The sequence below is a fragment of the Thalassospira sp. genome (assembly GCF_002709775.1).
Taxonomy (GTDB): domain Bacteria; phylum Pseudomonadota; class Alphaproteobacteria; order Rhodospirillales; family Thalassospiraceae; genus Thalassospira.
On the sequence record NZ_PAQR01000051.1, the window covers coordinates 1 to 23,494 of the forward strand.

At 55.4% G+C, this 23,494-nt stretch carries 22 protein-coding genes and 1 riboswitch; of the genes, 9 read left to right on the forward strand and 13 right to left on the reverse strand.

Annotated features, from left to right (window positions below):
* Nucleotides 1-150: 150 nt before the first annotated feature.
* The 3 genes from CMO10_RS16055 to CMO10_RS16065 form a co-directional block, all read right to left on the reverse strand.
* Nucleotides 151-1,515 carry a sensor histidine kinase gene (locus CMO10_RS16055; RefSeq protein ID WP_297024166.1) on the reverse strand — a complete coding sequence of 455 codons (1,365 nt, stop codon included), beginning with the start codon at nucleotides 1,513-1,515 and terminating at the stop codon, nucleotides 151-153.
* 168 nt (nucleotides 1,516-1,683) lie between these two features.
* Entirely contained in the window at nucleotides 1,684-3,051 is a 1,368-nt protein-coding gene (locus CMO10_RS16060) for a DNA polymerase IV (protein WP_297024167.1), read from the reverse strand.
* A 109-nt stretch (nucleotides 3,052-3,160) separates the two neighbouring features.
* Entirely contained in the window at nucleotides 3,161-4,459 is a 1,299-nt protein-coding gene (locus tag CMO10_RS16065) for an EAL domain-containing protein (protein ID WP_044828714.1), read from the reverse strand.
* A 331-nt stretch (nucleotides 4,460-4,790) separates the two neighbouring features.
* Between CMO10_RS16065 and CMO10_RS16070 the strand changes: the two genes are divergently transcribed.
* The 3 genes from CMO10_RS16070 (at nucleotide 4,791) to CMO10_RS16080 (ending at nucleotide 7,982) form a co-directional block, all read left to right on the forward strand.
* Nucleotides 4,791-6,200, forward strand: coding sequence for an SPOR domain-containing protein (locus CMO10_RS16070; protein WP_044828715.1), 1,410 nt, complete (start codon nucleotides 4,791-4,793; stop codon nucleotides 6,198-6,200).
* Between the two features lie 121 nt (nucleotides 6,201-6,321).
* On the forward strand, nucleotides 6,322-7,047 hold the full coding sequence (locus tag CMO10_RS16075) for an SAM hydrolase/SAM-dependent halogenase family protein (RefSeq protein WP_297024168.1): 726 nt from the start codon (nucleotides 6,322-6,324) through the stop codon (nucleotides 7,045-7,047).
* Nucleotides 7,048-7,157: 110 nt separating this feature from the next.
* Nucleotides 7,158-7,982 carry an MBL fold metallo-hydrolase gene (locus CMO10_RS16080; protein ID WP_297024169.1) on the forward strand — a complete coding sequence of 275 codons (825 nt, stop codon included), beginning with the start codon at nucleotides 7,158-7,160 and terminating at the stop codon, nucleotides 7,980-7,982.
* A 79-nt stretch (nucleotides 7,983-8,061) separates the two neighbouring features.
* Here the strand turns inward: CMO10_RS16080 and CMO10_RS16085 are convergent, their stop codons facing one another.
* From CMO10_RS16085 to CMO10_RS16095, 3 genes are all read right to left on the reverse strand, one after another.
* A complete protein-coding gene (locus tag CMO10_RS16085) occupies nucleotides 8,062-8,754 on the reverse strand; it encodes an OmpA/MotB family protein (protein WP_297024170.1) in 693 nt (230 codons plus the stop codon).
* 11 nt (nucleotides 8,755-8,765) lie between these two features.
* Nucleotides 8,766-9,560 (reverse strand): motility protein A, encoded by a 795-nt coding sequence (locus CMO10_RS16090; protein WP_044828719.1) that lies wholly within the window; start codon nucleotides 9,558-9,560, stop codon nucleotides 8,766-8,768.
* A 294-nt stretch (nucleotides 9,561-9,854) separates the two neighbouring features.
* The gene (locus CMO10_RS16095) at nucleotides 9,855-11,567 is read right to left on the reverse strand and encodes a methyl-accepting chemotaxis protein (RefSeq protein WP_297024171.1); all 1,713 of its coding nucleotides are present in this window, start codon (nucleotides 11,565-11,567) and stop codon (nucleotides 9,855-9,857) included.
* Nucleotides 11,568-11,813: 246 nt separating this feature from the next.
* Here CMO10_RS16095 and CMO10_RS16100 point away from each other — a divergent pair, with 246 nt between their 5' ends.
* From CMO10_RS16100 to CMO10_RS16120, 5 genes are all read left to right on the forward strand, one after another.
* Entirely contained in the window at nucleotides 11,814-12,080 is a 267-nt protein-coding gene (locus CMO10_RS16100; protein ID WP_297024172.1) for a hypothetical protein, read from the forward strand.
* Nucleotides 12,081-12,409: 329 nt separating this feature from the next.
* On the forward strand, nucleotides 12,410-12,643 hold the full coding sequence (locus CMO10_RS16105; RefSeq protein ID WP_297024173.1) for a hypothetical protein: 234 nt from the start codon (nucleotides 12,410-12,412) through the stop codon (nucleotides 12,641-12,643).
* A gap of 159 nt (nucleotides 12,644-12,802) precedes the next feature.
* Nucleotides 12,803-13,330, forward strand: coding sequence for an adenine phosphoribosyltransferase (locus tag CMO10_RS16110; RefSeq protein WP_044828723.1), 528 nt, complete (start codon nucleotides 12,803-12,805; stop codon nucleotides 13,328-13,330).
* A gap of 126 nt (nucleotides 13,331-13,456) precedes the next feature.
* Entirely contained in the window at nucleotides 13,457-13,903 is a 447-nt protein-coding gene (locus CMO10_RS16115) for a hypothetical protein (protein ID WP_297024175.1), read from the forward strand.
* Between the two features lie 146 nt (nucleotides 13,904-14,049).
* Nucleotides 14,050-14,592: a Panacea domain-containing protein gene (locus tag CMO10_RS16120; RefSeq protein WP_044828725.1), complete on the forward strand. Its 543-nt coding sequence runs from the start codon at nucleotides 14,050-14,052 to the stop codon at nucleotides 14,590-14,592.
* A 40-nt stretch (nucleotides 14,593-14,632) separates the two neighbouring features.
* On the opposite strand, the gene CMO10_RS16125 is transcribed toward CMO10_RS16120, so the two are convergent.
* Together CMO10_RS16125 and CMO10_RS16130 are read right to left on the reverse strand one after the other, a co-directional pair.
* Nucleotides 14,633-15,685 (reverse strand): ChaN family lipoprotein, encoded by a 1,053-nt coding sequence (locus tag CMO10_RS16125; protein ID WP_297024177.1) that lies wholly within the window; start codon nucleotides 15,683-15,685, stop codon nucleotides 14,633-14,635.
* Between the two features lie 42 nt (nucleotides 15,686-15,727).
* Entirely contained in the window at nucleotides 15,728-16,882 is a 1,155-nt protein-coding gene (locus CMO10_RS16130; protein ID WP_297024179.1) for a trans-sulfuration enzyme family protein, read from the reverse strand.
* Between the two features lie 367 nt (nucleotides 16,883-17,249).
* Between CMO10_RS16130 and CMO10_RS16135 the strand changes: the two genes are divergently transcribed.
* Complete coding sequence (locus CMO10_RS16135; RefSeq protein ID WP_297024180.1) at nucleotides 17,250-18,563, forward strand: NAD(P)/FAD-dependent oxidoreductase; 1,314 nt, start codon at nucleotides 17,250-17,252, stop codon at nucleotides 18,561-18,563.
* Between the two features lie 35 nt (nucleotides 18,564-18,598).
* Here CMO10_RS16135 and CMO10_RS16140 read toward each other — a convergent pair whose 3' ends face one another.
* The 5 genes from CMO10_RS16140 to CMO10_RS16160 form a co-directional block, all read right to left on the reverse strand.
* On the reverse strand, nucleotides 18,599-19,450 hold the full coding sequence (locus CMO10_RS16140) for an EamA family transporter (RefSeq protein ID WP_297024183.1): 852 nt from the start codon (nucleotides 19,448-19,450) through the stop codon (nucleotides 18,599-18,601).
* A 91-nt stretch (nucleotides 19,451-19,541) separates the two neighbouring features.
* Nucleotides 19,542-20,594, reverse strand: a complete 1,053-nt coding sequence (locus CMO10_RS16145) for an MBL fold metallo-hydrolase (RefSeq protein ID WP_297024185.1) — start codon at nucleotides 20,592-20,594, stop codon at nucleotides 19,542-19,544.
* A gap of 183 nt (nucleotides 20,595-20,777) precedes the next feature.
* The gene (locus CMO10_RS16150) at nucleotides 20,778-21,731 is read right to left on the reverse strand and encodes an ABC transporter substrate-binding protein (protein ID WP_297024197.1); all 954 of its coding nucleotides are present in this window, start codon (nucleotides 21,729-21,731) and stop codon (nucleotides 20,778-20,780) included.
* Nucleotides 21,732-21,810: 79 nt separating this feature from the next.
* A complete protein-coding gene (locus tag CMO10_RS16155) occupies nucleotides 21,811-22,623 on the reverse strand; it encodes an ABC transporter permease (RefSeq protein ID WP_297024199.1) in 813 nt (270 codons plus the stop codon).
* On the reverse strand, nucleotides 22,620-23,402 hold the full coding sequence (locus tag CMO10_RS16160) for an ABC transporter ATP-binding protein (RefSeq protein WP_297024201.1): 783 nt from the start codon (nucleotides 23,400-23,402) through the stop codon (nucleotides 22,620-22,622). Before CMO10_RS16160 ends, CMO10_RS16155 begins: the two co-directional genes overlap by 4 nt.
* Nucleotides 23,393-23,494: riboswitch (TPP riboswitch) on the reverse strand. This riboswitch is flagged as partial in the annotation. (Overlaps the previous gene by 10 nt.)

Sequence of the window (23,494 nt, forward strand, 5' to 3'; positions counted from 1 at the left end):
CCCCTTCGTCTAGAGGCCTAGGACACCGCCCTTTCACGGCGGCAACAGGGGTTCGAATCCCCTAGGGGACGCCATATTTTCAAAAAAATCAATATCTTGCGTTGAAATGCTCGCCCGATGGTTCGGCGGGCGTTTTTTGATTCCGGTTGTTTACTCTGCTGGTGGGACTGACAGGGTAAAGGTCGCAATCAGCCCGCCTTCGGGATTGTGTTCAAGCCAGATATCCTCGCCGTCTTCACGGCACAGATCACGACACAGCGACAGCCCGACGCCAGAGCCGATTTCACCCCCAGTGCCGTCCTTGGAGCCATAGCTGGTGCTCGCAGTGAAGGCCGCGATCATGTCATCGGATGCGCCGACACCGCGATCAATGACCTTGATCTGGATTTTGTCAGCGGCCTTTTGCGTTGAAACCGTGATCGAGCCATGCGGGTTGGAAAACTTGATTGCATTGACCAGAAGGTTGCGCAGGATCATTTCCGCATGCGGTGCAATGCCATAGGCGGTGGGTTCATCGACTTCGCTGATCACACGAACCGATTTGGTTTCCAGAAGCGGGCGGGATACCTTGATCGTGTTGTTGACCAGTTCATCAAGGGCGATGGTGCTGCGTTCGGGTTTGCGTTGATCAAACAGGGTACGCCCCCAGACCAGAAGATCGTCCAGAAAGCGCAAGGTTTCCGCGGTTGACGAATGCAGCTTGCGGATATTGCCAAGTGCTTGTGCCGGGTTGCCTGCCACGAGGTCCTGCTGCGCCATCAGTGATAGCCCTGCAAGCCCGTGAAACGGCGTTCTGAGGTCATGGGCAAGAACGGTGAACAGGCGGTTCTTCGCACGCGCCTCAGCCATCAGCGACAGGTTCAGCGATATGATGATCATGGCGGTAAAGCCAACCGCGGTCAGTAGCAGGAAGATGATCACATCAAGGAATGCCAGCATGTGGATGGTTGATGCTGACATCAGTTGGGTCATGGCCTCATCATCGATAAGGGCAACGATCCCGCGTGCCAGATGGAAAAGACAGTGTGCGGCAAAGGTGATCGCCATCAGGATTTCAGGTGCGGTCAGTTTCCGGCACCTTGATTGCGCCAGAACAAGACAGCCTGCCAGCGACACGGCCGAGATCGTCACGGAAATGACGACGACCCGCATCGAGAAATCCGGCACAAATTCAAGGTAATAGACAAATAGTGCCGCATAGGCCGCGATGGCGATGCTGACAGACCGGTAGCTTGGCTTTTTGGTGGTGTAGGCCTGAAGACCAAGCAGATAGAACGCATGTCCGGCCGCAATCAGCGTGTTGCCGACCACGACTGACGCCAGATCGGGGATATAGCCCCGGAACCCCAAAAGAACAAATCCGAGTGCATTGGCAATGCCGCCAATGGCCCACAGCATGGTCGCATTGTCGCGCCGCGACACCATCCAGAGCGACGAGAATGTCAGCGCCTGGATAATGGCCGACAGGGTCGCGACAAATGCCAGTGTCCGGATATCAAGTTCTACGCCAAACATTGGCTCTCCCATTCGTCGATCTTTTGGGCGCAGAGGGTTCCTTGCGCGCGATAGCTATACTTTCGGGGTGCTTTTACCTATTCCGTAAGGTAATGCAACGGAATATCGCGTTAAAGTGTCACCCGATCATGCCGATCTTAGGCAAGCACGTTTTGTGCTGCCATTAAACTAAAATGGAAAGCGTCGTTGTTTCGGTTTGCCTTTGTGCTGCCGATAGCGCCGTGTGAGGCTTTCACGCAATTGTTCTGCCGTCGGGCGGGGCAGGTCGATGACCGTGCGCGGGCTGTCTGACGCGAGTGCCGTCGTATCGGCATCACCATCGGTGTTGGCAAGGCCGTCACCTGCAAACAGATCCACCGGGTCGGCCATATCGGCGGCATATAGATCGGCAACCCCGACACCCAGCAGGCGATAGCGCGTGCCATCGATTTCCTTTTTAAGCAGGGTGAGTGCGGCATCAAGAATGACGTCTTCGCGTAAGGTAGGGTAGGTGAGGCGCATATTGCGCGTGCGGATTTTGAAATCCGATGATTTGAGCTTCAAGACCACCGTGTGACCCGCAATCTCCTTGCGCGCCAGATCGCTTGCGACCCGCGATGTCAGGCGGGTGGCAATTTCGGTGAGTTCTGAGATGCTTGCGATATCTTCGTTAAAGGTGGTTTCCGACGACAGGCTTTTGCGTTCCGTGCTTTGTTCGACCCGTCGGTTATCTTCGCCGCGTGAAAAGTAAAAGAACCGCTTGCCGATGCTGCCATATCGACCTTGCAGGGCATGGATATCCATTTCCTGAAGCTGGCCGATGGTGGTGATGTTATCAGCATGGAGTTTGCGTTCCATCGCTGGACCCACGCCCCACATCATGCGCACCGGCTTATCGGCCAGGAAATCGACTGCTTCGTTGCGTCCGATCATGGAAAAGCCAAACGGCTTGTTGAGGTCCGACGAGATCTTGGCAAGGAACTTGTTATAGGAAAGACCGATGGAAACCGTGATGCCGACGTCGCGTTTTATCGTGGCCTGAAGATCAATAAGGCATTCCGCCGCCGACTTGCTGTGGGTTTCGAACGCGTTTGACAGGTCCATGAAGGCCTCGTCAATCGACAGCGGTTCGATATCGGGGGTAAGTGCGCGCATCATGTCGCGAATACGATAGCCTTCGCGCTGATATTTCTTCATGTCGGACTTCAGAAACACTGCATCCGGGCAGAGTTCGCGCGCCTTGAAGGCCGGCATGGCGGAGCGCACGCCGTATTTGCGCGCAACATAGCAACAGGTCGCGACAACGCCACGATGGCCACCGCCAATGATGACGGGCTGATCAATCAGTTCCGGTCGATCGCGTTTCTCGATCGAGGCATAAAACGCATCGCAATCAAGATGGCCAATGGCTAGGTCGGGAAGTTCTGGGTGGGCGATGGCACGCTTGCAGGAACAAACCGGGCAGGGCACGTATGATCCGCTGCCGCTTTTGGGAAGCGGGCGATCAAGATGCAGTCGCCATTTGTGATGGCAGTCCGGGCACAGCGCGTACAACATGCTTATGTGTACTGCTTTTGTTCCGGTTTTGCCAAGGGGTGAAATGAAGCCGGTTGCCTGTCAGGTGCGGCTCCTGACGGATTTGTCAGGAGGTGGCGGTAAATGCCACCTATCTGGTCGGCTTTCCGTCAGTTGGTTTGTTCGGTGCTGGTTTGACAGGCTTTTTGGCGTCGCGTTTGGCGCGGCGCTGCCGGGCGATCATGTTGTCGATATAGCGACCCTGGAACAGGGTAATGCCAAGCGACTGGCCGAACTTGATCGCGGTCGGTGAATCACAGCGGCACAGAATGACGCGTTCACGGCCGGAGTTCTTCACCAGACTGTCCATTTCGGAGTATTTCTTGCGGATGACGTTATCGGTCATCTCTTCGCGCCAAGCGACCTTGATGAAGTCGGCTTTCAGGCGTTTGCGATCAACAAAGGACAGGGCTTCCACGGTCAGGTTGTCAACCAGAATGCGGTAGCCGCGCTCGTGGAAATCGTCACGCACGGAAAGATAGGTTTCAAGGTTCGAAAACAGATCAACCTGATTAAGCTCGATGATCACGTTGCCCTTCCAGTTGCGGCGTACGGTTTCATCAAACTTATCAAAATCCCTGGAGGTCAGGGTGCCAAGGTTGAGGTTGATCGAGAACGAACTTGCATGCGTCTTGAAGGTCCGCTTGCACAGATAATTGAGCATGCGTTTATCAAGCGTCTCGGTCATATGCTGGAACAACCAGCGGTTTGACGCCAAATCGATATTGGGCATCAACGCATTGCGCAGATCGGCAATCGAGACAAAGAATTCATCAAAGACCGGATGCAGTTCTTTGGAGCCGCCATGGGCAAAGACACAGACCGGTTGCTGGCGGATATGTTCCGACAGATCAGCTGTGTGAATGGTTTCTTCGAGCTCGGCCAGGTTTTCCGCCGTGATCGGGTTTAGTACATTGTTGTCTTTTTCACGCTGGATGGCGGTGCGCATGTTGCTGCTTTTCTGCAGCTTCTTTGCACGCTCATCAAGGTGCTGACACAGCAGCAGGAATTCCTGAAACTCGGTATTGAGGTTGTACCAGGTGCAGAAACCTGTTTCTTCGCTTTCGTCCTGAGACAGTGGATCATCACGGAACAGATAGCGCAGGGTATCAACAGCCGGTTCAACATCGGCGATCGATTTGTCCTTCCAGACAAAGATCAGGTCGCTGTTGGTCAGAACAAAGATACGGCCGACATAGAGTTTCACATAGCTTTCAAAGGTGTTGGTCGCAACGCGGATATGATAATCGCGGCGATGGAACGGCTTCATGCGTGACAGGTGAATGTGTACCGCCCGGTGCCCGTATTTGCGGGTCTCCAGTCGTTGCACATAATCCAGCAACAGGTATTCCTGAAGGGCCTGTTGGCCATATTGCTGCGGTTCAATCACGCGAAACCCCTGAAAGAGAAGATGTTTTTTACTCGTTATAGGCCGGTTGAATACACCGAAGACCAAAGTTTGATCAAATCATAATGTTCTGAAAGTCTGGTTAATGGCTTGGTTCATGATCCTAGCACTATTCTATTTATAGAAACTATACGTATGGCAGGACAAGTCTCGCGTCAAAAAGAGTGATGAAATTGCTTTAACGAATTGTTGGCAAGCAGGGTGCAAAATCAACGCCGTATGGGGGAAGTCCATGCATGGTTTTGCTGGAATATCACGGGGCAATACAGCATGGTTTCCGATAACGGGTTTTAAGGAATAGGGGATTGGCGCCATGCAGGTATCCGCGAAGCGGACCGGGAACTGGCTGAAGATCGGCAAGGGAATTGCTGTGATCGGTATGGTTTCATGGGTGTCGGCCTGTGCGCCGCTGCTGGATCAGGATTTCTGGGACGAAGCAACGTCCTTTGCCGATGACAACTACACCGCCCTTGGTCTGCAACAGCTTGCCAGCGGTGATTATGCATCAGCCGAAAAGTATTTTGACGAGGCACTGCGCAAAAATCCCCAGGATGGCCATGCGATGCTGTGGCGTTCGGTCCTTTATCAAAACACCAATCGTCCGGATCGGGCACAGGATGGCTACGAAACCCTGATTGCGATGAACCCGCCCGGCACGGTTCTGATGTCTTCGGCGACGGGAACCCAGCCACGTCCGCTCCGCGATGCAGCCGAATTCAACCTGTCGCGGCTTGAACGCGGTCTTCCGGGATCGCTCAGCATCAATGATCAGATCATTAGCGGGCCGTCCGGGCTTGGTAACGGGGCGGCTGCGGTTGCGTCTGGCCGCACGGGTGCTGCACCCATGACTTCGGCCCCGATGAGTTCGATGAGCAGTGGTTCCACCAAGCCGATGGACATTCCGGCAGGTGCTGCCCTTTCGGCCGGGGACGAGGCCATTGCCAAACGTTTTGCCATCTTGCGCAATCTGCAGGCGACCGGCCTTGTCACGCCCGAGGAATATTCAGCGCGGCGTTCGGCCAACCTTGGCGCGCTTCTTCCGATGAGCCAGCCGGTGCCATCCGCGTTTCTCAATAACCCGCCGCCGGAAGGCGAGCAGGTCGAGCAACGCCTTAATCAGCTAAACCGTGCGCTTCAGATCGGGGCGATCACGGTGCAGGAACATGTTGCCGAACGAACCGCCATTCTTGATGCGTTGCTGCCCGCCCAACCGCGCCAGCGCGCAACGCCGCCGCCTGCACCGCAAGGCTTGATGGATGCGGCACGCCAGATCGCGCGCATCGAAGACCTGCAGCAGATGAAGCTGGTAACACCCGATGAATTCAAGCGCGAACGCGATGCGATTGAAGCGGCGATTGTCGAACCGGCACAGGGCACGGCCATGACCCTGAACTCCGGGGAACCGGTCCGTCGGGTCGCCACAGGTGAAAGCCGCCCGGTACAGGCGGCCGAAGAAATGGCAAATGCACCGGCACCGGCCGCTACCGGTTCGAAATCGGTGCATCTGGCATCCTATCGCAACGAGGCACAGGCCGAACGTGGCTGGCAGATCCTGAGTGGCCGTTATGGCCAGTTGTCTTCGCTGCAGCATGGTGTGACGCGTGCCAACATTCCGGGCAAGGGCACCTATTATCGCCTGATGGCCACGGGACTTAGCGACAGTGCGGCAAATTCTCTGTGTGCGGAGCTGAAGCGACGTGGCCAGTTCTGCGAGGTGAAGTAGCACTTCGGGCCCCTCGGCCATATATCTGAACTATTGCGACAACGCCGGTGGGATCAAAACGTTGCCACCGGCGTTGTTGTCTTCATAAGACAGTTATTTAATCGACTTTCCGGTACCAGCCATGATCTTTGTCTTTAGCGATTTTGGTGTGAACGGCCCCTATAGCGGGACGATGCGTTCGGTCGTGATGCGCCATGCCCCGGATGTGCCGATCTGTGATCTGATGCGTGATGCGCCGGATCGAAATCCCAAGGCGGCAAGTTATCTTCTGGCGGCCTTAAGTCGCGAATTTCATAAAGGCGATGTGGTTCTGGCTGTGGTTGATCCCGGGGTCGGGAGCGCGCGCAAGGGGCTTGTCGTCGAGGCGGATGGCGTTTCGTTTGTCGGGCCTGACAATGGCCTTTTTGAAATGGTGATCCGTCGCGCAAAGCAGGTGGCGATCAAGGTGATTGACTGGATGCCCACTGATGCCTCGGCCAGTTTTCATGGCCGTGATGTGTTTGGGCCGGTGGCGGCACGGGTGGCAAATGATCAGGCCTTTGCGTCGCATGACATTGCGCCGGGTGATCGATTTGGTGATGCGCAAGACTGGCCAGATGAATTGGCCGAGGTGATCTATATCGATCCTTATGGCAACCTGATGACCGGGCTTTTAGCGCGGGCAGAGGATGAAAAAGTCACGATCAATGAAGATGTTGTATCGGGCGCACGTACATTTTCTGACGTCGGCCTTGGATCGGCCTTTCATTACCGCAATTCGATCGGGTTGTGTGAGGTGGCAGTAAATTGCGGGCGGGCCGATGAAATGATGAACGCTGTGATCGGAAGCACTGTTGGCGTGAAGTGAATGTGCTAGGTGCAATCAACGATTGGTTTGTTGTTGTTTGATGGTATCGTTTGCAGGCGGTAAGGCCGGTGTCAGCGATAAACAGACAATCCTTGGACAGGATTTGATGAATGGCGATTGAGGTTAAATTCTGGGGCGTTCGTGGCAGCATTGCATGCCCGTCACCAGATCATGTTGTTTATGGCGGTAACACCAGCTGCATTGAAATGCGGATTGGTGACGAGGTGCTGATATTTGATGCCGGAACCGGCATTCGCAACCTTGGCAAGGACCTGATCCGGCGCAACGTAACCCATGCCAACATCTTCCTGACCCATACCCACTGGGACCATATCAACGGCTTTCCGTTCTTTGTGCCGGCCTATAACCCCAATGCATCCTTTCGTGTGATGGCAGGCCACCTGACCCATCAGGGTGGGGTGGAACGCGTATTTTCTGCCCAGATGGCTGATCCGACATTTCCCGTGCCGCTTTCGACCATGCAATCGAAACTGACATTTGATGATTTCAATGTTGGTGATGAACTGCACCCGGCAGAAGGCATTGTGATCAAGACTGCCCCCTTGCGTCATCCCAACGGGGCGACAGCGTTTCGGGTCGAGCATGGTGGAAATGCGGTGTGCTACGTCACCGATACCGAGCATGACCCGGACAATCCCGACCAGATCATTCTCGACTTTATCGAAGATGCCGATCTGGTGATCTATGACAGCACCTACACCGACGAAGAATTCCCCAAAAAGGTCGGGTGGGGGCATTCGACCTGGCAGGAAGGCATCCGGTTGTGTCGGGCGGCAAATGCCAAGCGTCTTGCGTTGTTCCACCATGATCCCGATCATGACGATGCAGCGATGACTGCGATTGAGCAGCAGGCACGCGCGACGTGGTCCGGCGCCTTTGCTGCACGCGATGAGATGGTTCTGCATATAGAGTGATCGAGCACATATCTGCTCATGGAAAAGGGGCTGGCGGCCCCTTTTGTCGTTTCAGATCAGGTGTGTTTCGAGCGTCCGGTCAGAACACCCGCGAATATTTCGGGAAGACGCGGATTTCGATCCGCCGGTTGGCTTCGCGGTTTTCCTCGATCGGGTTTCCGGAATCATCGCGGTTTGGCAATTTCGGTTTGGTTTCGCCATACGAAATGGTGCGCATGCGTTTGCTGTCGGGATCAACGCCCAATGCGCCAAAGAAACGCACAACTGCAATCGCCCGGCCCGCGGCCAGATCCCAGTTGGTCGGGAAACGCGATGAGTTGATCGGGCTGTCGTCGGTATGGCCGGAAACCTCGATCTGGAAACCGAGATAGCGGGGCTCTTTTAATAGATCCCCGACATCCTTGAGGAACAGCACGGCATCATTGGTCAGGTTTGCCGAGCCCGGCTGGAAAAACGACCCGCTGCCCATTTCCATCAGGATGCCTTCATCATCGGTCGACACATTGACCGCACTATCCATGCCCATATTGAACACCGCATCGCGCAGATCGGTCTCAAGCACCTGCGTCGGGCGCACGACTTCGCGTTTGCCGATCTGTTCGGCAATGCCTGCCTGGACCTTTTCAAACATCGGGATTTCAACTTTGGAAAAGCTTACCAGCATCACAAAGAACGCCATCAGAAGGGTGATGGCATCGGCATAGGTTGCCAGCCAATCCTCGTTGATCGGTTCTTCTTCCTGATATTGCAGGCGTCTTTTGCGGCGGGCCATGATCGGTCCCCTTAGTTCGAAGACTTGTCGATATTGAAATGAATGGCCGGATCAAGGAAGGAATTCATCCTGTCCTGAATGGCGCGCGGGCCCTTACGATCAGCCAGCATGATCAGTCCTTCGGCGATCAGGTAATTGCGAAACCGCATGATTTCCTCGCGCTGCTGGATCTTGCTGGCAGCGGGCAGGAAGAAAAAGCGTGCAGCAACAATGCCATAAAGCGTCGTGATCAAGGCAATAGCCAGACCCGCGCCAAGCGATGTCGGGTCATCGGCCATCTTATCGAGCATGATAACAAGACCAACCAATGTACCGATCATGCCAAAGGCCGGGGCGGCGGCAGCCATGCTCTTAAGGATAGCAACCGGGACCAAATTGCGGCTAAAGGCATTGTCGATGGCGTTATGGAGCATCTCAGCCGTTTCTTCGCCGTCATAGCCGGTAATGATGACTTCCATCGCCCAGCCAAGGAACGGTTCGTCCTTGCCGACCCGTTCTGCTTCCTGTTCCAGGGCGTTGATGCCCTTTTTCTGCAGCAGATAGCCCCATTTAACGACACGACCGACTTCGCCGGTCAGTTGCCCACGGCCCATTTGCGGGGCGCGAAAGATCTTGAAAATCAGCTTGAGCGCGAGCAGCACATAGCGTGCCTCATAGGCGATAAAGGTCGCGGCCAGAGTGCCGCCAACCACCATCAGCGCACTCGAAAGGCTAAGGAATACCAAATAGTTATCGGTCGAAATAAGGATCGATCCGATAAACAGGCCGATACCGACCATGATGCCTAAAATCGTCGTAAACGACATTGTCCCCACAATCCCCCGGGTCGTCGACATAGCGCTTCTTGCGGCACAGCCGCCAGATATTAGCAAAACGCGTATTATTTTTTACGTAAGAATAGGCACGTAAAACGTTGCTTTGAAGTTAATTTTATCAATTGCAGGTGGATTGTGCATTTTGCTCCCATGGCTGTTGCTACGCCGTGGCGGCAACATGGGGCATGTTTTCATTTTGGCAGCACGCGGCCAAATACAAGACCGGCGGCAAAACACCTGTCTTGCCGCCGGTTGATGGATTGAAATGTCGGGACGCTATTTCTGTTAGCTGCTGCGAATATCGGTAAGGAACTGATCGACTTGCGCGCGCAGATCGTTTGACAGGGTGCCGAGCTCTTCGGCGACATCGAGAACAAGGTGGGCCGCCTGATCGGTGTCGGCAACGGTGTTGCTGACGCGTTCGATATTGCTGCTGACTTCCTGGGTGCCGATGGCGGCCTGTTCGACGTTTTGCGCAATTTCATCGGTCGCATCGGACTGCTCACCAACGGCTGCCGAGATGGTGTTGACCATTTCGGTGATGCGGCTGATGACGTCTGAAATATCCCCGATTGAGGTCACCGTTTTACCGGTTTCTTCCTGAATGGCGGTGATCTGTTCGGCGATTTCGCTGGTCGCACGGGCGGTCTGGTTGGCAAGGTTTTTGACCTCGGCCGCGACAACAGCAAAGCCTTTACCCGCTTCACCCGCACGGGCCGCCTCAATCGTGGCGTTCAGCGCCAGAAGGTTGGTCTGACCGGCGATATCGCTGATCAGTTCAACGATTTCACCGATGCGGTTGGCAACTTCCGACAGACCCTGAACCGTCTCGGACGACTGGGCAGCTTCGCGCGATGCTTCGGCTGCAATTTGTGTTGATTGCTGGGCTTGTTCGCCGATCTGGGAAATGGATTCTGACAGATGATCGGCGGCATCGGCGACGGTGCGAACATTGACCGTGGCTTCCTCGGATGCGGCGGCAACCGTGGTAGCGCTTTTGCTGGCGCGATCAGCAGAATCAACAAGGCCGCGCGCGGTGGTCTGCATTTTATCGGCAGAAGTCGAAACAGCACCGACGATCTGCGCGATTACGCCTTCGAAACTGCCGATATGGCGTTCAAGGCTTTGCATGCGTTCTTCGCGGCGTTTGGATTCAATTTCCTGTTCGGCTTCCATCTGCTTTTTGGCAATAGCATTGGTGCGGAACACATCCACCGATTTCGCCATCTCGCCGATTTCATCACGGCGGGACAGGGCGTTGATTTCAAAGTTGGTATTGCCATCGGCAAGGGCATTCATGTCGCGGCCCAGATCTGAAAGCGGGCCGGTAACAATGCGCGAAAGCAAAACACGCATGCCGATGATGGTGGCAATCGCAATCGCCAGACCACCCAGAACGATACCGATCAGAATGCGGTTGGTTTTTGCCTGTTCCGGGGCTACAGAAAGGCTTGATGACAGAACCGCGATCACGTCGCCGGTGTCGGCTTCCATCGCCCCATGGCAGCTAAAGCAGACTTCGCGATCAGCCCCCTTGGTTTCGCCCAAAACAATCGGCATCGACAGGCGATAGGTGCCGTTTTCGGTATAGCGGCCGATCATCTGGCCGGTTTCGATGGCCTCGGCATCAATTTCGTCACGCGGGGTCTTGAGCGGTTTGTCGCCGAATTCTTCCATGTAGGCCATGGTGGTCGGTCCCCATGCGGACCAAAGCTCACCCGGGTAGTCGCCATTACGGCTGTCAAACCAGTTGTTGAAGACCTGAATACCGATGTCATCGACATCGTCCGGGCGGGCCGCCATGACATTGACGATCAGCGCATGCAGGGATGTCAGCTCGTTCTCGCTGAGCTGATGAAGCTTTTCATCCATTGCTTTTTCTTCGACCACGGTCATCATCAAAAGTGCGATGATCACGGTGGCAGAGACACCAAAAGCAGACGCCCACATAAAGCGTTTGCGGATGCTCATGGCGTTAAAGGCAGACAGAATGCGCATGGTTATTCCCCGGTGGCGAAGACTTCACGAAACCCGTTGAAACGGATTTCCTTGATCCAATTCATGGGCTTTTGAACCATGCATGTTCGCGCAAAAAGTGCTTTGATATGCCTCAAGCGGGGTGAATTGAATTTGTATAGTTCGCATTCGATGTAGCACTGTTTTCAAGGGCGCGGGGCTTGTCAGGCTGGCACCAAACAGGCATAAGCAGGCGTGTAAAAGAAATTCCAATGACAGGACAACCTGATGGCGCTTTCCTATAGCGACACCCGCAAGAAGCTTGATCAGATCACGGCAGAAATGCTGGGGCTGATCCGCAAATATGATCTGGATGCGGCAAGCCCGTTTGACGTGATCGAAGTGGCGCGCGCCAAGATCACCGATCAGAGTGACTATATCCGCTTTCTCGAACTGTCCCTTGAAGGGCGGATTTACGGTGAATATGGCGATGCCCTGCAAAAGCAGATCGACGAAGAAGCCAAACAGGCAGAAGCAGCCAAAAAGCTGAACTAGCATCTTTGCTACGCATCACTTGCGCGTGCGTTTGAATATTTTTACGGCCTGTCTTCATTCAGAAGGCGGGCCGTTTTCATGTGCATGATCAGGTGCCGGATCGCGCGCAAACTGGCACAAATCTTCTATTGCCGGGAAAGACGGTTTTTGGCGGTATGAAGAATTGGGCAAACTGTCACAAATTCTTCCTGATCTTGTCACCGTCCTGCAGTTGAGAGGCCATGAAGTTCGGACTATATGGCTGCTGTGAACGACGCATCACCAAAAAGGATGCGCAGCATTTCGGCGAGTAAACCGTCGAAACCCCAACGAGCAACAGGAAGACTGACATGAAAAAGAGTTACGTCCAGACTCTGATGGAAGTCGAAAAAGTTTTCGGTCAGATCAATGACCACGATTACCGCCTTTATCGGGCGGTGTGGGGCAACCGTCAGGCCGCCCAGACCGGCTTGCCACGCGGCACCCGTGCAGAGATCAGCAAGAAGCTTGCAAATGATTTTGTCGCCGGGACGCCGCCCGTCGCGCACACCAATCCGCGTCTGGCCACACCACACGCGGCCTGAGAAGTTCTAAGGCTTGGCCGCCAAGGTGTGCCAAGCGGGTTGTACCTTGCCAATTCGCTCCGTTTCAGGCATCAAGTGTCGCCGTATGTGATCTGGCTGTGAAATTCACAGTCAGAGCCTTGCGAAATCACTTTTCCTGATATCTGGCCGGAGTATCCCATGTCGATCAAGTCGTTGATCCGTACCATTCCCGATTACCCGAAAAAGGGCATCATGTTTCGGGATATCACGACGCTGTTTGAAGACCCTTATGGGCTGAGCGAAGTGATCGACAGTTTCGCCGCCGAATTCCAGGATAAGAAGATCGACATGATCGCCGGCATCGAAGCCCGTGGCTTTGTCATCGGCCCGGCGGTTGCGGTCGCACTTGGGGTGGGCTTTGTCACCATCCGCAAGCAGGGCAAGCTGCCGGCCGAAACGGTTGGCGTCGAATACGAACTTGAATACGGCACCGACGTCATTGAAATCCACAAGGATGCCGTCAAACCGGGCAGCCGCGTTCTTGTTATGGATGATCTGATTGCCACCGGCGGTACGGCACTGGCCGCGATTGATCTGGTCGAAAAGATCGGGGCAGAGGTCGCAGGTTGCGCCTTTATCATTGATTTGCCCGATCTTGGCGGCGCACAGAAAATCCGCGATCGTGGGATCGAAGAATTCCATCTTGTCGAATTTGAAGGCGACTAAGCCGCCAAGGGCCTGATGCAGCGGCAGGAATTGCGAAATTGCTGCCATATACCTATATATCCATGTATAATGCACAGGTTGAATTAGGTTTCTGCCCATTTTGGGCGTTCACCAAGGCAGAGGAAGATGATCGCACCGGTCCAAAACGCACAGACAGTTTCACAGGTTGGCCAGTATGGCCGGCTTGCGCCTGCTGGTGCGCGCGGTGCGGCAACCGTCGACCGCGATAGTCAGGTCGAAGCATCTTCGCAGCATTACACCTATGACCCGGATGATGACGGTATTCTGTTTAATGCCTATGTCGATGGCAAAGACAAACGTCAGTCCGGGCAGGGCAATTCCGGCGAACAAAAAGACCAGCGCACCGAACAGCGCAACCTCTCTGCGGCCCGCCGGGCAAGCGACCGTGAAGGCGCAGTCGAACTGCCAAGCGAGGTTGATTTCGCAAGCTTGCTGGATCCGTCGATCCCGTTTGATCTGTCGGTCAATAGCGGCACGTCATTCTATGCCGTGGTCAATGCCGTGACCCATGGGGTTGGCGTACGCGGTACGCATCTGGATGCGACCGTCTAGGTTCGATCAGACGACGACGCGGCCTTGAACGCCACTGTCATTCCCTTAAATTTGAAAAACCTGATTGGTGATGCTTGTTGGCGTCTGCCATAGACTTTATGATCCTTGGCAGCACGTAATTGTTTCCCCAGACCATCGGGCCCAGCATGAAGAACAAGCCGGTTCTCAATACGGTATTTGACGCCGCCTTCAGGTTCATTGACCTGGCACTGAACGACAACGAATACTTGCAGCCGCAAAAACTGCATCGTCTTTTGTATCTGGCGCAGGCCTATTACGGGGCGAACTATCACGGCAATATGCTGATGCCCGCGATTTTCGTGGCAGAGGAGTTCGGGCCGGTGGAGCCGAACCTTTATGCGGTGATGGAAGAATCCCGCCCGGATGTGCGGCTGAAATCGGTTGACCCGAAAACAATCCATTTCCTTGAAAGCATCTGGTCGCAGTTTGGCCATCACACGGTCGAACATCTTAGCATGACCGTGCGCAACCATCCGCCCTTTACCAAGGCCTATAAGGAAGGCATTGGCACGATCATCCCGTTTGAAGAACTGGTCGATTTCTATGCCTCGGTCCGCAAAAGTGCGACCACGCCAGAGGCCAAGGAAGTCGTGCGCCCGCGCGTCATGCGCTCGCACAAGGGTAAGCCGGTCGCAACCACCGACTGGTTGCCGCGCAAGATCAAGTAATCAGAAATTGAATGTAGTCGGGGCCGCAAGGCTGCCCAGCTTACTGGCCCATGCCAAGGTTCTGGCAGGGATCACCGCGTGCGATATCGTTGGTAAACCACATGAAGTCGATATCGTCGGGCGCACCAAACCGCATGGCGTAATCTTCGACCAGTGATGCGTCGGGGCCGGGGTCGTCGGCCTCAATCAGGCTGACGACAGCAATGTCGCGCATCTCGATATCCGGCTCAAAGCGCTTGATGTGCCAGGGGGCGGCAATGCTGTTACGCACATGCATGGCACCGGCAATCAGGAACGCACCATCAATGCCGTCAATCTTGGCTGCTTCGGTCATCGCGCGGGCAAGCGATGCATCCCGTGCGAACTGAACGGCCGAGAAACTGCCCAGCATGCTTTCGGGCAGCATGTTGCAGTGGCCCTCGGCAATTTCGACATTAAAGCGATCCAGCATTTCGGTCGGCATGTCGGGCAGATCAAGCTTGGCGGCCAGATCATCGGGCAGGGCATCATTGCCGTCGCTGATCATGGGTTTAAGCAGATCGTCGGGCAGGTTCCCCGCCACCATCATCAAGCCGTTGTCACGCGCAGCCTGTGCGATCGGGGCATAGTCATGCCATGACGGCCAACCGCGATCTTCCCAAGCCAGAGCCGGGCCAAGTTCGGCAATCGGAATTTCCTGCCAGCTATCATCAAGGGTGACTTGCTGATCGCGGGTAAACATTTCCCAGACAATCGCACGCTCCTGTTCATCGGCCTTGCTCAGCGCGTCAACCAGTTGGGCCTGATGATGATGATGGATCGGGTTGTCGTGCTTTTCGCCGATCAGAACATATTTGCGATCCGACAAGCGTTGGACAAGCACATCAAACATGATGTATTCGCGCGCCTTCACATCAAAGATCAAACCCGGTGCCGGGGGCAGAGAATTGACATCCGGAAGGGTGCCCTTTGAAGCGCTATTATCCTGCGCTGCTACCGGGGTGACCAAGACAACAGGCAGAACGGCCGATGCCAGCACGACTGCAGATACGCCACGGGTAAAAACACGTGTCCAGGACCTGATCGTATGGTGCGATGGCATCGGTTGTGGCATGGGCGATGTCGTTCCGGCTAAAAGAAAAAACTCTGTATATGTTTATTTACTTATATTCAAGGCCGTTTCCAGGTCGTTAACAAGATCATCACAATCTTCGATCCCAACGGACAGGCGCAAAAGGTCTGCCGGAACCGGGCTGGTCGGGCCTTCGACCGAGGATCGATGTTCGATCAGGCTTTCGACCCCGCCAAGGGATGTTGCGCGTTTGAAAAGTTTACACTGGTTGTGGAAATCAACCGCGCGCTTTTCACCGCCCTTGACCCGAAGCGACAACATGCCGCCAAATCCACCCTGCATCTGCTTTTTGGCAATGTCATGGCCGACATGGCTTTCAAGGCCGGGATACTGGACCTGTTCGATTTCCGGATGGTTTTCGAAATGCTTGGCAATTGCCATGGCATTGGCACTGGCACGTTCGACACGTACCGAAAGGGTGCGCATGCCGCGCAGCAAAAGCCAGGTTTCAAACACACCCAGAACCGCACCACCGGATGCGTGCTGTTTGCAGACACGCTGCCAGAATTCGCTGTCTGCTGCGGTGGTCAACGATCCGGCTAGAACGTCGCTATGGCCATTGAGGTACTTGGTTGCCGAATGCATGACGATATCGGCACCAAATTCAATCGGGCGGGTCAGAAGCGGAGTGGCAACGGTGTTATCAACCGCAACAACGGCACCGGCCGCCTTGGCAAGCTTGGCAACCGCAGCAATATCAGTGATCTGCCAATCCGGGTTGGCCGGGGTTTCAAGCCAGACCAGCTTGGTCTTGCCGGCAACGATGTGCTTGTCCCAGTCGGCGATATCGGCGTTATCGACAAAATCAAAGCTCAACCCGGCGCGCACACCGCTATCGAGCATGAAGCTGCGTAGCGCCCAATACATTACCTTGGGCGCGACAACATGATCACCGGGGTTCAATGCGTGCAAAACCGCAACGGCGGCCGCCATGCCCGATGCGAACAGGCGGGTTTCAGAACCGCCTTCAAGCTCATTCAATACAGCACAAGCCTGATCATAGGTCGGGTTGTCCGCACGGGTGTAGCAGCGCCCGTCATGATAGCTGAGATCCGTGTTACGTTCGAACGTGGTCGACGGATAAAGCGGCGGTGTAACGGATTTGGTGGCTTCATCGACCCAGCCAAGCGCCTGTGCGCTGATGGTGGCGGTGGACTGTTTTTTTGCATTATCAGACATGGTGGCACCTGATTTGGTTGAGATTTGTTGGCGCGCAACATAACGTGGTTCCCGCCACACACCAAATTGAATTGCCACCAAATCTGATCTTTAGGGTCAGGAGCGGTTAATTTGATTGGAATGGCAGAATTTATAGTTGTGAAATCCAAGGAAAATCCCGCTGGGCGGGGTGGTATCCCGCGCAAGGGGTTTGACGTCGGAGTTTGCAACTATAAACTCTGTCCTCCGGATCGCTCATATTTGCACGGGCTACTTTGTTGCAAAACCTTGAAAGATAAATATCTTCCTGCGGTTTAGCTCCGCGTATCCGTACAAATCTGAGCGACCATTCGAACCAAATTAACCGCTCCTGACCCTAGGCCCCCACATGACGAATTATCCCAAAATCACCCTGCCCAAGGAATGCGACGTTGTTGTTATCGGCGGCGGTATTCACGGCTCATCTTCCGCCTATTACCTGACCAAGGCCGGCATGAAAGTCGTGCTTCTGGAAAAGGACACCATTGCATCGCATCAGTCCGGCCGTGCCTGGGGCTTTGTGCGCCAGCAGGGGCGTGATCCGATTGAATTGCCGCTGATGATGGAAGGCAACAAGATCTGGCAAGGCCTTGAAAAGGAACTGAATGCCGATCTGGAATGGCGTCAGGGCGGGGTCCTGTTCGTTGCGCGCGATGACAAGGAAATGAGCGAGTTCGAACAGTGGATCGATGATTCCAAGGGCTTCGGGATCGAAACGCAGGTTCTTGATCCCAAGGGTGTTGAAAAGCTCGTCCCCGGCATCACAGCACCCGGTGTCGGCGGTATCTACACGCCATCAGACGGTCAGGCCGAACCGAAAAAAGCCGCTCCGGCCATTGCCAAACGTGCCAGTGAACTGGGTGCTGTGATTGCCGAGGGCTGCGGCGCGCTTTCGATTGAAACCGAAGCCGGGGCAATTAGTTCTGTTGTCTCTGAACAGGGCGAGATCAAGTGCAAATACGTCATTTGTGCTGCCGGGGCGGCGACGCATAAATTCGTTGCCAAGTTCGGGCGACGTTTGCCGCAACAAACCACGCGCGGCACCGTGATCCGCACCACCCCGGTGCCTGATATCTCTGCCGCTGGCACATTGGCGGCCGGTCTTGCGTTTCGTCAGCGCGCCGATGGCTCGATGAACATCGCCGATGAATTCATGACCGACATTGATCTGACGATGGGGCGGTTGAAATTTGCCCGTGACTTCATGCCGGGGCTTTTTGATAACTGGGCGACCTTCAAGTTCCACATGAACAAGCGGTTCTTTGATGATCTGGTTGATCGCATGCCGGGATCAGATGCCGCAAAACAGCCGATGATCGGTCGTCGCACCAATCAGGCGGAACCCTATGAAGTACGGGTTAAAAACGCAATGCGCAACCTGCAAAAGGTCCTGCCGCAGATCAAGAAAGTCGGCATTGTCGATACCTGGGCAGGTGACATTGACGTCACCCCGGATGCCGTGCCGGTGATTGATCAGTTCGAAAATCCCAAGCACTTCTTCGTTGCGTCGGGTTTCTCGGGCCATGGTTTTGCCATGGGACCCGTGGTGGGCAAGGTGCTGGCGGACTGGATCACCACCGGGCAGCCATCAATCTCGGTCAAGGGCATGGAGCTGGGCCGGTTTGAAGATGGCACCCGCCGCACACCGCGCACGCGCGTTTGATCGCCAGACGGAAGAACGATATCGGGTAGGGGCGGTTACAGGCTGCGCGCCAGTCGCAGGATAATCGCCCCGCCCAGCGTCATCATGGTTGAGGACAGCTTCACAAGGTTAAGCTTCTCGCCCATGAAGAACACGCCAATCAACAGGGCAAAGACGATACCGGTTTCGCGAAGGGCGACTACAAGCGGGATCGGTGCCTGCGTAAAGGCCCACATAACGGTGGCGTAGGCAGCAAAGGATGCGGTGCCACCTATCACAAAAACCTTTTTGCCCGATCTTGCAATATCAGCCAGCATGCGTGGGCGCATGAAGGTTACGATCACGGCAAAGATCACAACGTTGCCAATCGTCTGATAGCTGTAATAGCCAAGTGCCGTTCCAGCCAGCCGTGCGCCCGTACCATCGACCAGTGAATAGCTGCTGATAAAGCAACCGGTGACGATGGCAGCAAGGGCAGCATTGCGGTTGCGCAGACCATCGGCCTGACGGGTGATGCACATGCTGATGATGCCAACCCCGATCACGACAATCGCCAACCACTCACTGACATCGAGGGTAACCCCCATGATCAGCACCGAAACGGCGGCAACAATCAGCGGCGAAGACCCGCGCGCAATCGGATAGACTTGGCTCAGATCCCCAAGGCGATAAGCCAGGATCAGAAACAGCTGATAGCCGATATGAAGCCCGATGGACCCGATCAGATAGGGCCAGCTTTCCGGGGCCGGAAGATCAACCAACGGCAAAAGGATCAGAACAATGGGCGTATGACCGAGCACAATCGCCGTCATGTTCATCAGTTTGTCCGCGCCACCCTTGACCAGTGCATTCCACACGGCATGCATCAGGGCAGCACCCATAACGGCAAGAAACACAGTCAAAGTCATGGCGGGGCAATCAATGTTACGGTTTTGTGACGCAATCATTGATGCTTAGCACGCAGTTTGAAAAACCACCAAACCGAACTTGAATGGGCTGCTATGTGGCAGACGCCGTAGGCTCGACATTTTCGCGGGTTGTCGATGCGGGTTTCGGTTTGCCAGCAAAGATACGGGTCGCGCCAATTGGTGGCGCAATGAAATCGCCATCGGCAATTCCGGCATCCTTGCGCGCGGCGTCCAGTCGCTGCGGCGGTTCGTCAACCGGTTCGGCTGTCAGCACAAAGGTGCCCCAGTGAATGGCAAGTGCCTGTTTGACACCCATTTTCTGCATGATCTGAATGGCTTCTTCGGGATTGCAGTGGGAATTGCGCATAAAATCGCGCGGGTCATAGGCCCCGATGGGGATCAGGCCGAAATCAATCCCGCCATGGATGGTGCCCATTTCGGTAAACAGCGCCTCGTTCCAACCTGTATCACCGACAAAATAGAAACGGTAACCATCAGAGAACTCAAGAACATACCCGCCCCAAAGCATTTCCTTGCGGTCCTTGGTGGTGCGGCTTGACCAATGGTTGGACGGCACATGGGTGATTTTCAGATCATTATGGTGATGGCTTTCATCCCAATCGAGCTCGACATAACGATCAACCGTAATGCCGGCCTTTTCCAGAAGCGCGCCGTTTTTAAGCGGCAGGACATAGCGCGGCGCGTTGCCAAGTTCTGTCAGGCTGGCCAGATCGAAATGGTCATAGTGATTGTGTGACAGCAATACCAGATCAAGCTTGGGCAGCTGATCAATGGTAAGGCCCGGTTTGGTATAGCGTTTCGGACCAAGGTGCTTGAACGGGGATGCGCGGTCGGAAAAGACAGGATCGGTCAGGATATTAAGCCCGCCATATTGCACCAGAACCGTGGCATGACCGACCCATGTGACCTGAAGGCGGGTCGGATCCGGATTGTGGATGGCCGCATGATCGGGGGCTTCGGTCGCGATCTTGCCGATCTGGTGTTTGGCCTTGGGCCAGTTGTCATCACCGAAATAGCGTCGCCGCAGAAAATGCCAGAAGGACCGTTTGACCGTATCAGGAAGGGGATGACGGTTTTCAAAGCCGGTATCGGTGTGATGGTCGGGTTTTGCTTTTTTCTGCACGTTTGTGTCCTGGTCCGGTTTGGGCGTGATCGCCATTCTACGCTTTATACGGGCCTTTATAAGGTAACGGGCAATTTCACCTGCGCAAGGGAAAGGCCGGAATGCGGGGCATGCTTTCCGGCCTTTCGGGGTGCCTTCGCAGGTGCTGGGACGCAGCCCGCGAAAGCAGGGGGGACTGGTTGGTTACTCGATCACGGTTGCATAGGTTTCCAGCGCCGGGGTTTCATCAATCAATCCCTGTTTGACCATGTAATCGGCAAAGCGGGCATAGCGGGCCTTGTCAAGGGCTGCCGGGCGCAGGGCAAAGCGCGGGATGGTATCGGCCCATGCCTTGATATTGAGTTCGTCATCAAGGTTCGGATAGGCGGCAATGAAGGCCTGCCAGCTGTCATCGGGATGGTTGATCAGGTACTGAACACCTTCTTCAAGGGCCGCCAGCATGCGGGCGTAGCGCGGATCATTGGTCTGATCATTGCGGACTGTCAGGATCAGCTCGTCATAGGGTGGAACGCCTTCTTCCTCGACAAAGAATGCCTTGCCGGGCCTGCCTTCGATTTCCATCTGATTGAGCTCGAAGTTGCGATAGCCGCCAATGATCGCATCGACCTGACCGGAATAAAGCGACGGCGAGAGCGAGAAGTTCACATTGATCAGTTCGACATCGTCAATCGATACCCCGTGGCTGGCGAGCATGGTGCCAAGCAACGCATCCTCGAACCCGGCCAGCGAATAACCGATCTTTTTGCCTTTAAGGTCAGCGATTTCCTTGATCGGGCCGTCTTCCAGAACGATCAGGCTGTTAAGCGGGGTCGCAACAAGCGTACCGATCCGGGTCAGCGGCAGACCTTCGGCGGCCTGAACATGAAGCTGCGGCTGATAGTTTACCGCAACGTCCCCCTGACCAGCCGCAACCAAGCGCGGCGGCGCGGACGGATCGGACGGTTCGATCAGCTCGACATCAAGATCATGGTTGGCAAAGAATCCCTTTTCCTTGGCAACGATCAGCGGCGCGTGATCGGGGTTAACAAACCAATCCAGAAGAATGGTCAGCTTGTCTGCGGCAAAGGCCGTGCTGGATGTTGCCAGAACAGCAGCCCCAAGGCTTGCCGCGGTAAGCATGGATTTCAGGCGTGACATGGAAGAACCTCCGTATTTATGCGCCGTGCATTCATTGTGTAAGGGATGTTGTCGCAGCCCATCGGGCAGCGAAATTCGTTTATTGTGCCGGTTTCAGACTGTCGGGTTGCCATGGCAGGGCTGCACGCAGCACACGATCGACAATGAAATATTGCGTGATCGAAAACGCACACAGGATCAGAAGACAGGCAAAAACCATATCGATCTGAACCCGGGCATTGGCATGCAGCATGAGATACCCCAGCCCATGACTGGACCCGACCCATTCGCCAATCACAGCCCCAATCGGGGCGACTGCGGTGGCGACCCGAAAGCCCGATGCAAAGGCGGGCAGGGCGGCCGGCAAACGGATATGGGTCAAAATTCGCCAGCGACTGGCCCCCATGGTGCGCCCCAGATCAAGCCAGCCGGTTTCAGTCCGTGACAGGCCATCGAAAAAGGCGACCGTCACCGGGAAGAAAATGATCAGGGCGGCCATGGCGATCTTGGATGCCAGGCCAAAGCCCAGCCACAGCACCAGAAGCGGTGCTAGGGCAAAGAACGGAATGGCCTGCGAAACCAGAAGGATCGGCATCAACCAGAAGCGCACCGGTGAAAACAGCGCCATCGGAATGGCGGCCAGCGTCCCAAGGGCTGCCCCGGCAAACAGACCGATCACGGTTTCTGCAATGGTATATTGCGCGTGATCGAACAGCACATCATGCCTCGCGATCAACGTCATCCAGACATCTGCCGGGGTTGGCAGCATGTATTTCGGTGCACCGGTGACGATCACCAGCACCTGCCAGGTGGCAATCAAGGCGACGACGATGATCAGTGGCCGGGCGAGGATCAGCCAGCGTCGCTCTGACAGCGGTTTTGATTTGGCCTGATGATTAATCTGATGGGTCATGCCGCGCCCTCCGACGGCTCGGCACCCAACTGGCCAAGCAGTTCTGCCTGTTGGGCCAGAATATCGGGATCAGCAATGTTGCGCGGGCTTTGCCCCTTGGGCGTGATGGCATCCTGCAAACGTGCGGGGCTTCCAGACAGGACATGAACATGATCGCCAAGACGCAGCGCCTCAAGCGGATCATGGGTTACCAGCAAGACCGTCTTGCCGCGCAGAACCCGTGCAGCCAGTTCCTGCAGACGCAGGCGGTTGAGCGGATCAAGGGCCGAGAATGGCTCGTCCATCAGAACAACGGGGCGATCTTCCATCAGCGTTCTGGCAAGGGCCGCGCGCTGCTTCATGCCGCCAGACAGCTCCGTCGGGCGCAAATGGGCGGCATCACCCAAGCCGACCTCATTTAACAAATGTGAGGCTTTGTCATGTTTGGGTTTTTCACCGCGCAGGACCGCGCCCAGCACCACATTTTCATGCACGGTGCGCCAGGGTAAAAGCAGGTCCTGCTGCGCCATATAGGCAACGCGACCGGCAAGCGGGATGTTGTCGGAACAGGTGATGGTACCGCTAACATCACCTTCGACGAGGCCTGCAAAATAACGCAATAGCGTACTTTTCCCAACCCCGCTTGGCCCCAGAAGGCAGGTGAAGCTGCCGGCCCGTAACGTCAGGTCAAGATCATGGAAGATGTCGGTCGCGTTGAACGCAACGCGTCCGCCACGCAGGGCGATATCAAATTTGGTGGGATTTTGCGCCGTCGGGGGCGCTTGTTCTGTGCTGCGCATTCGATCCTTCCTACGCCGGTCTTAACCGGTTCAGGTTCAAAGGGTCGTTCGGCAACACCGAACCTCTCAGCCGATTTACGATCGGCCCCCCC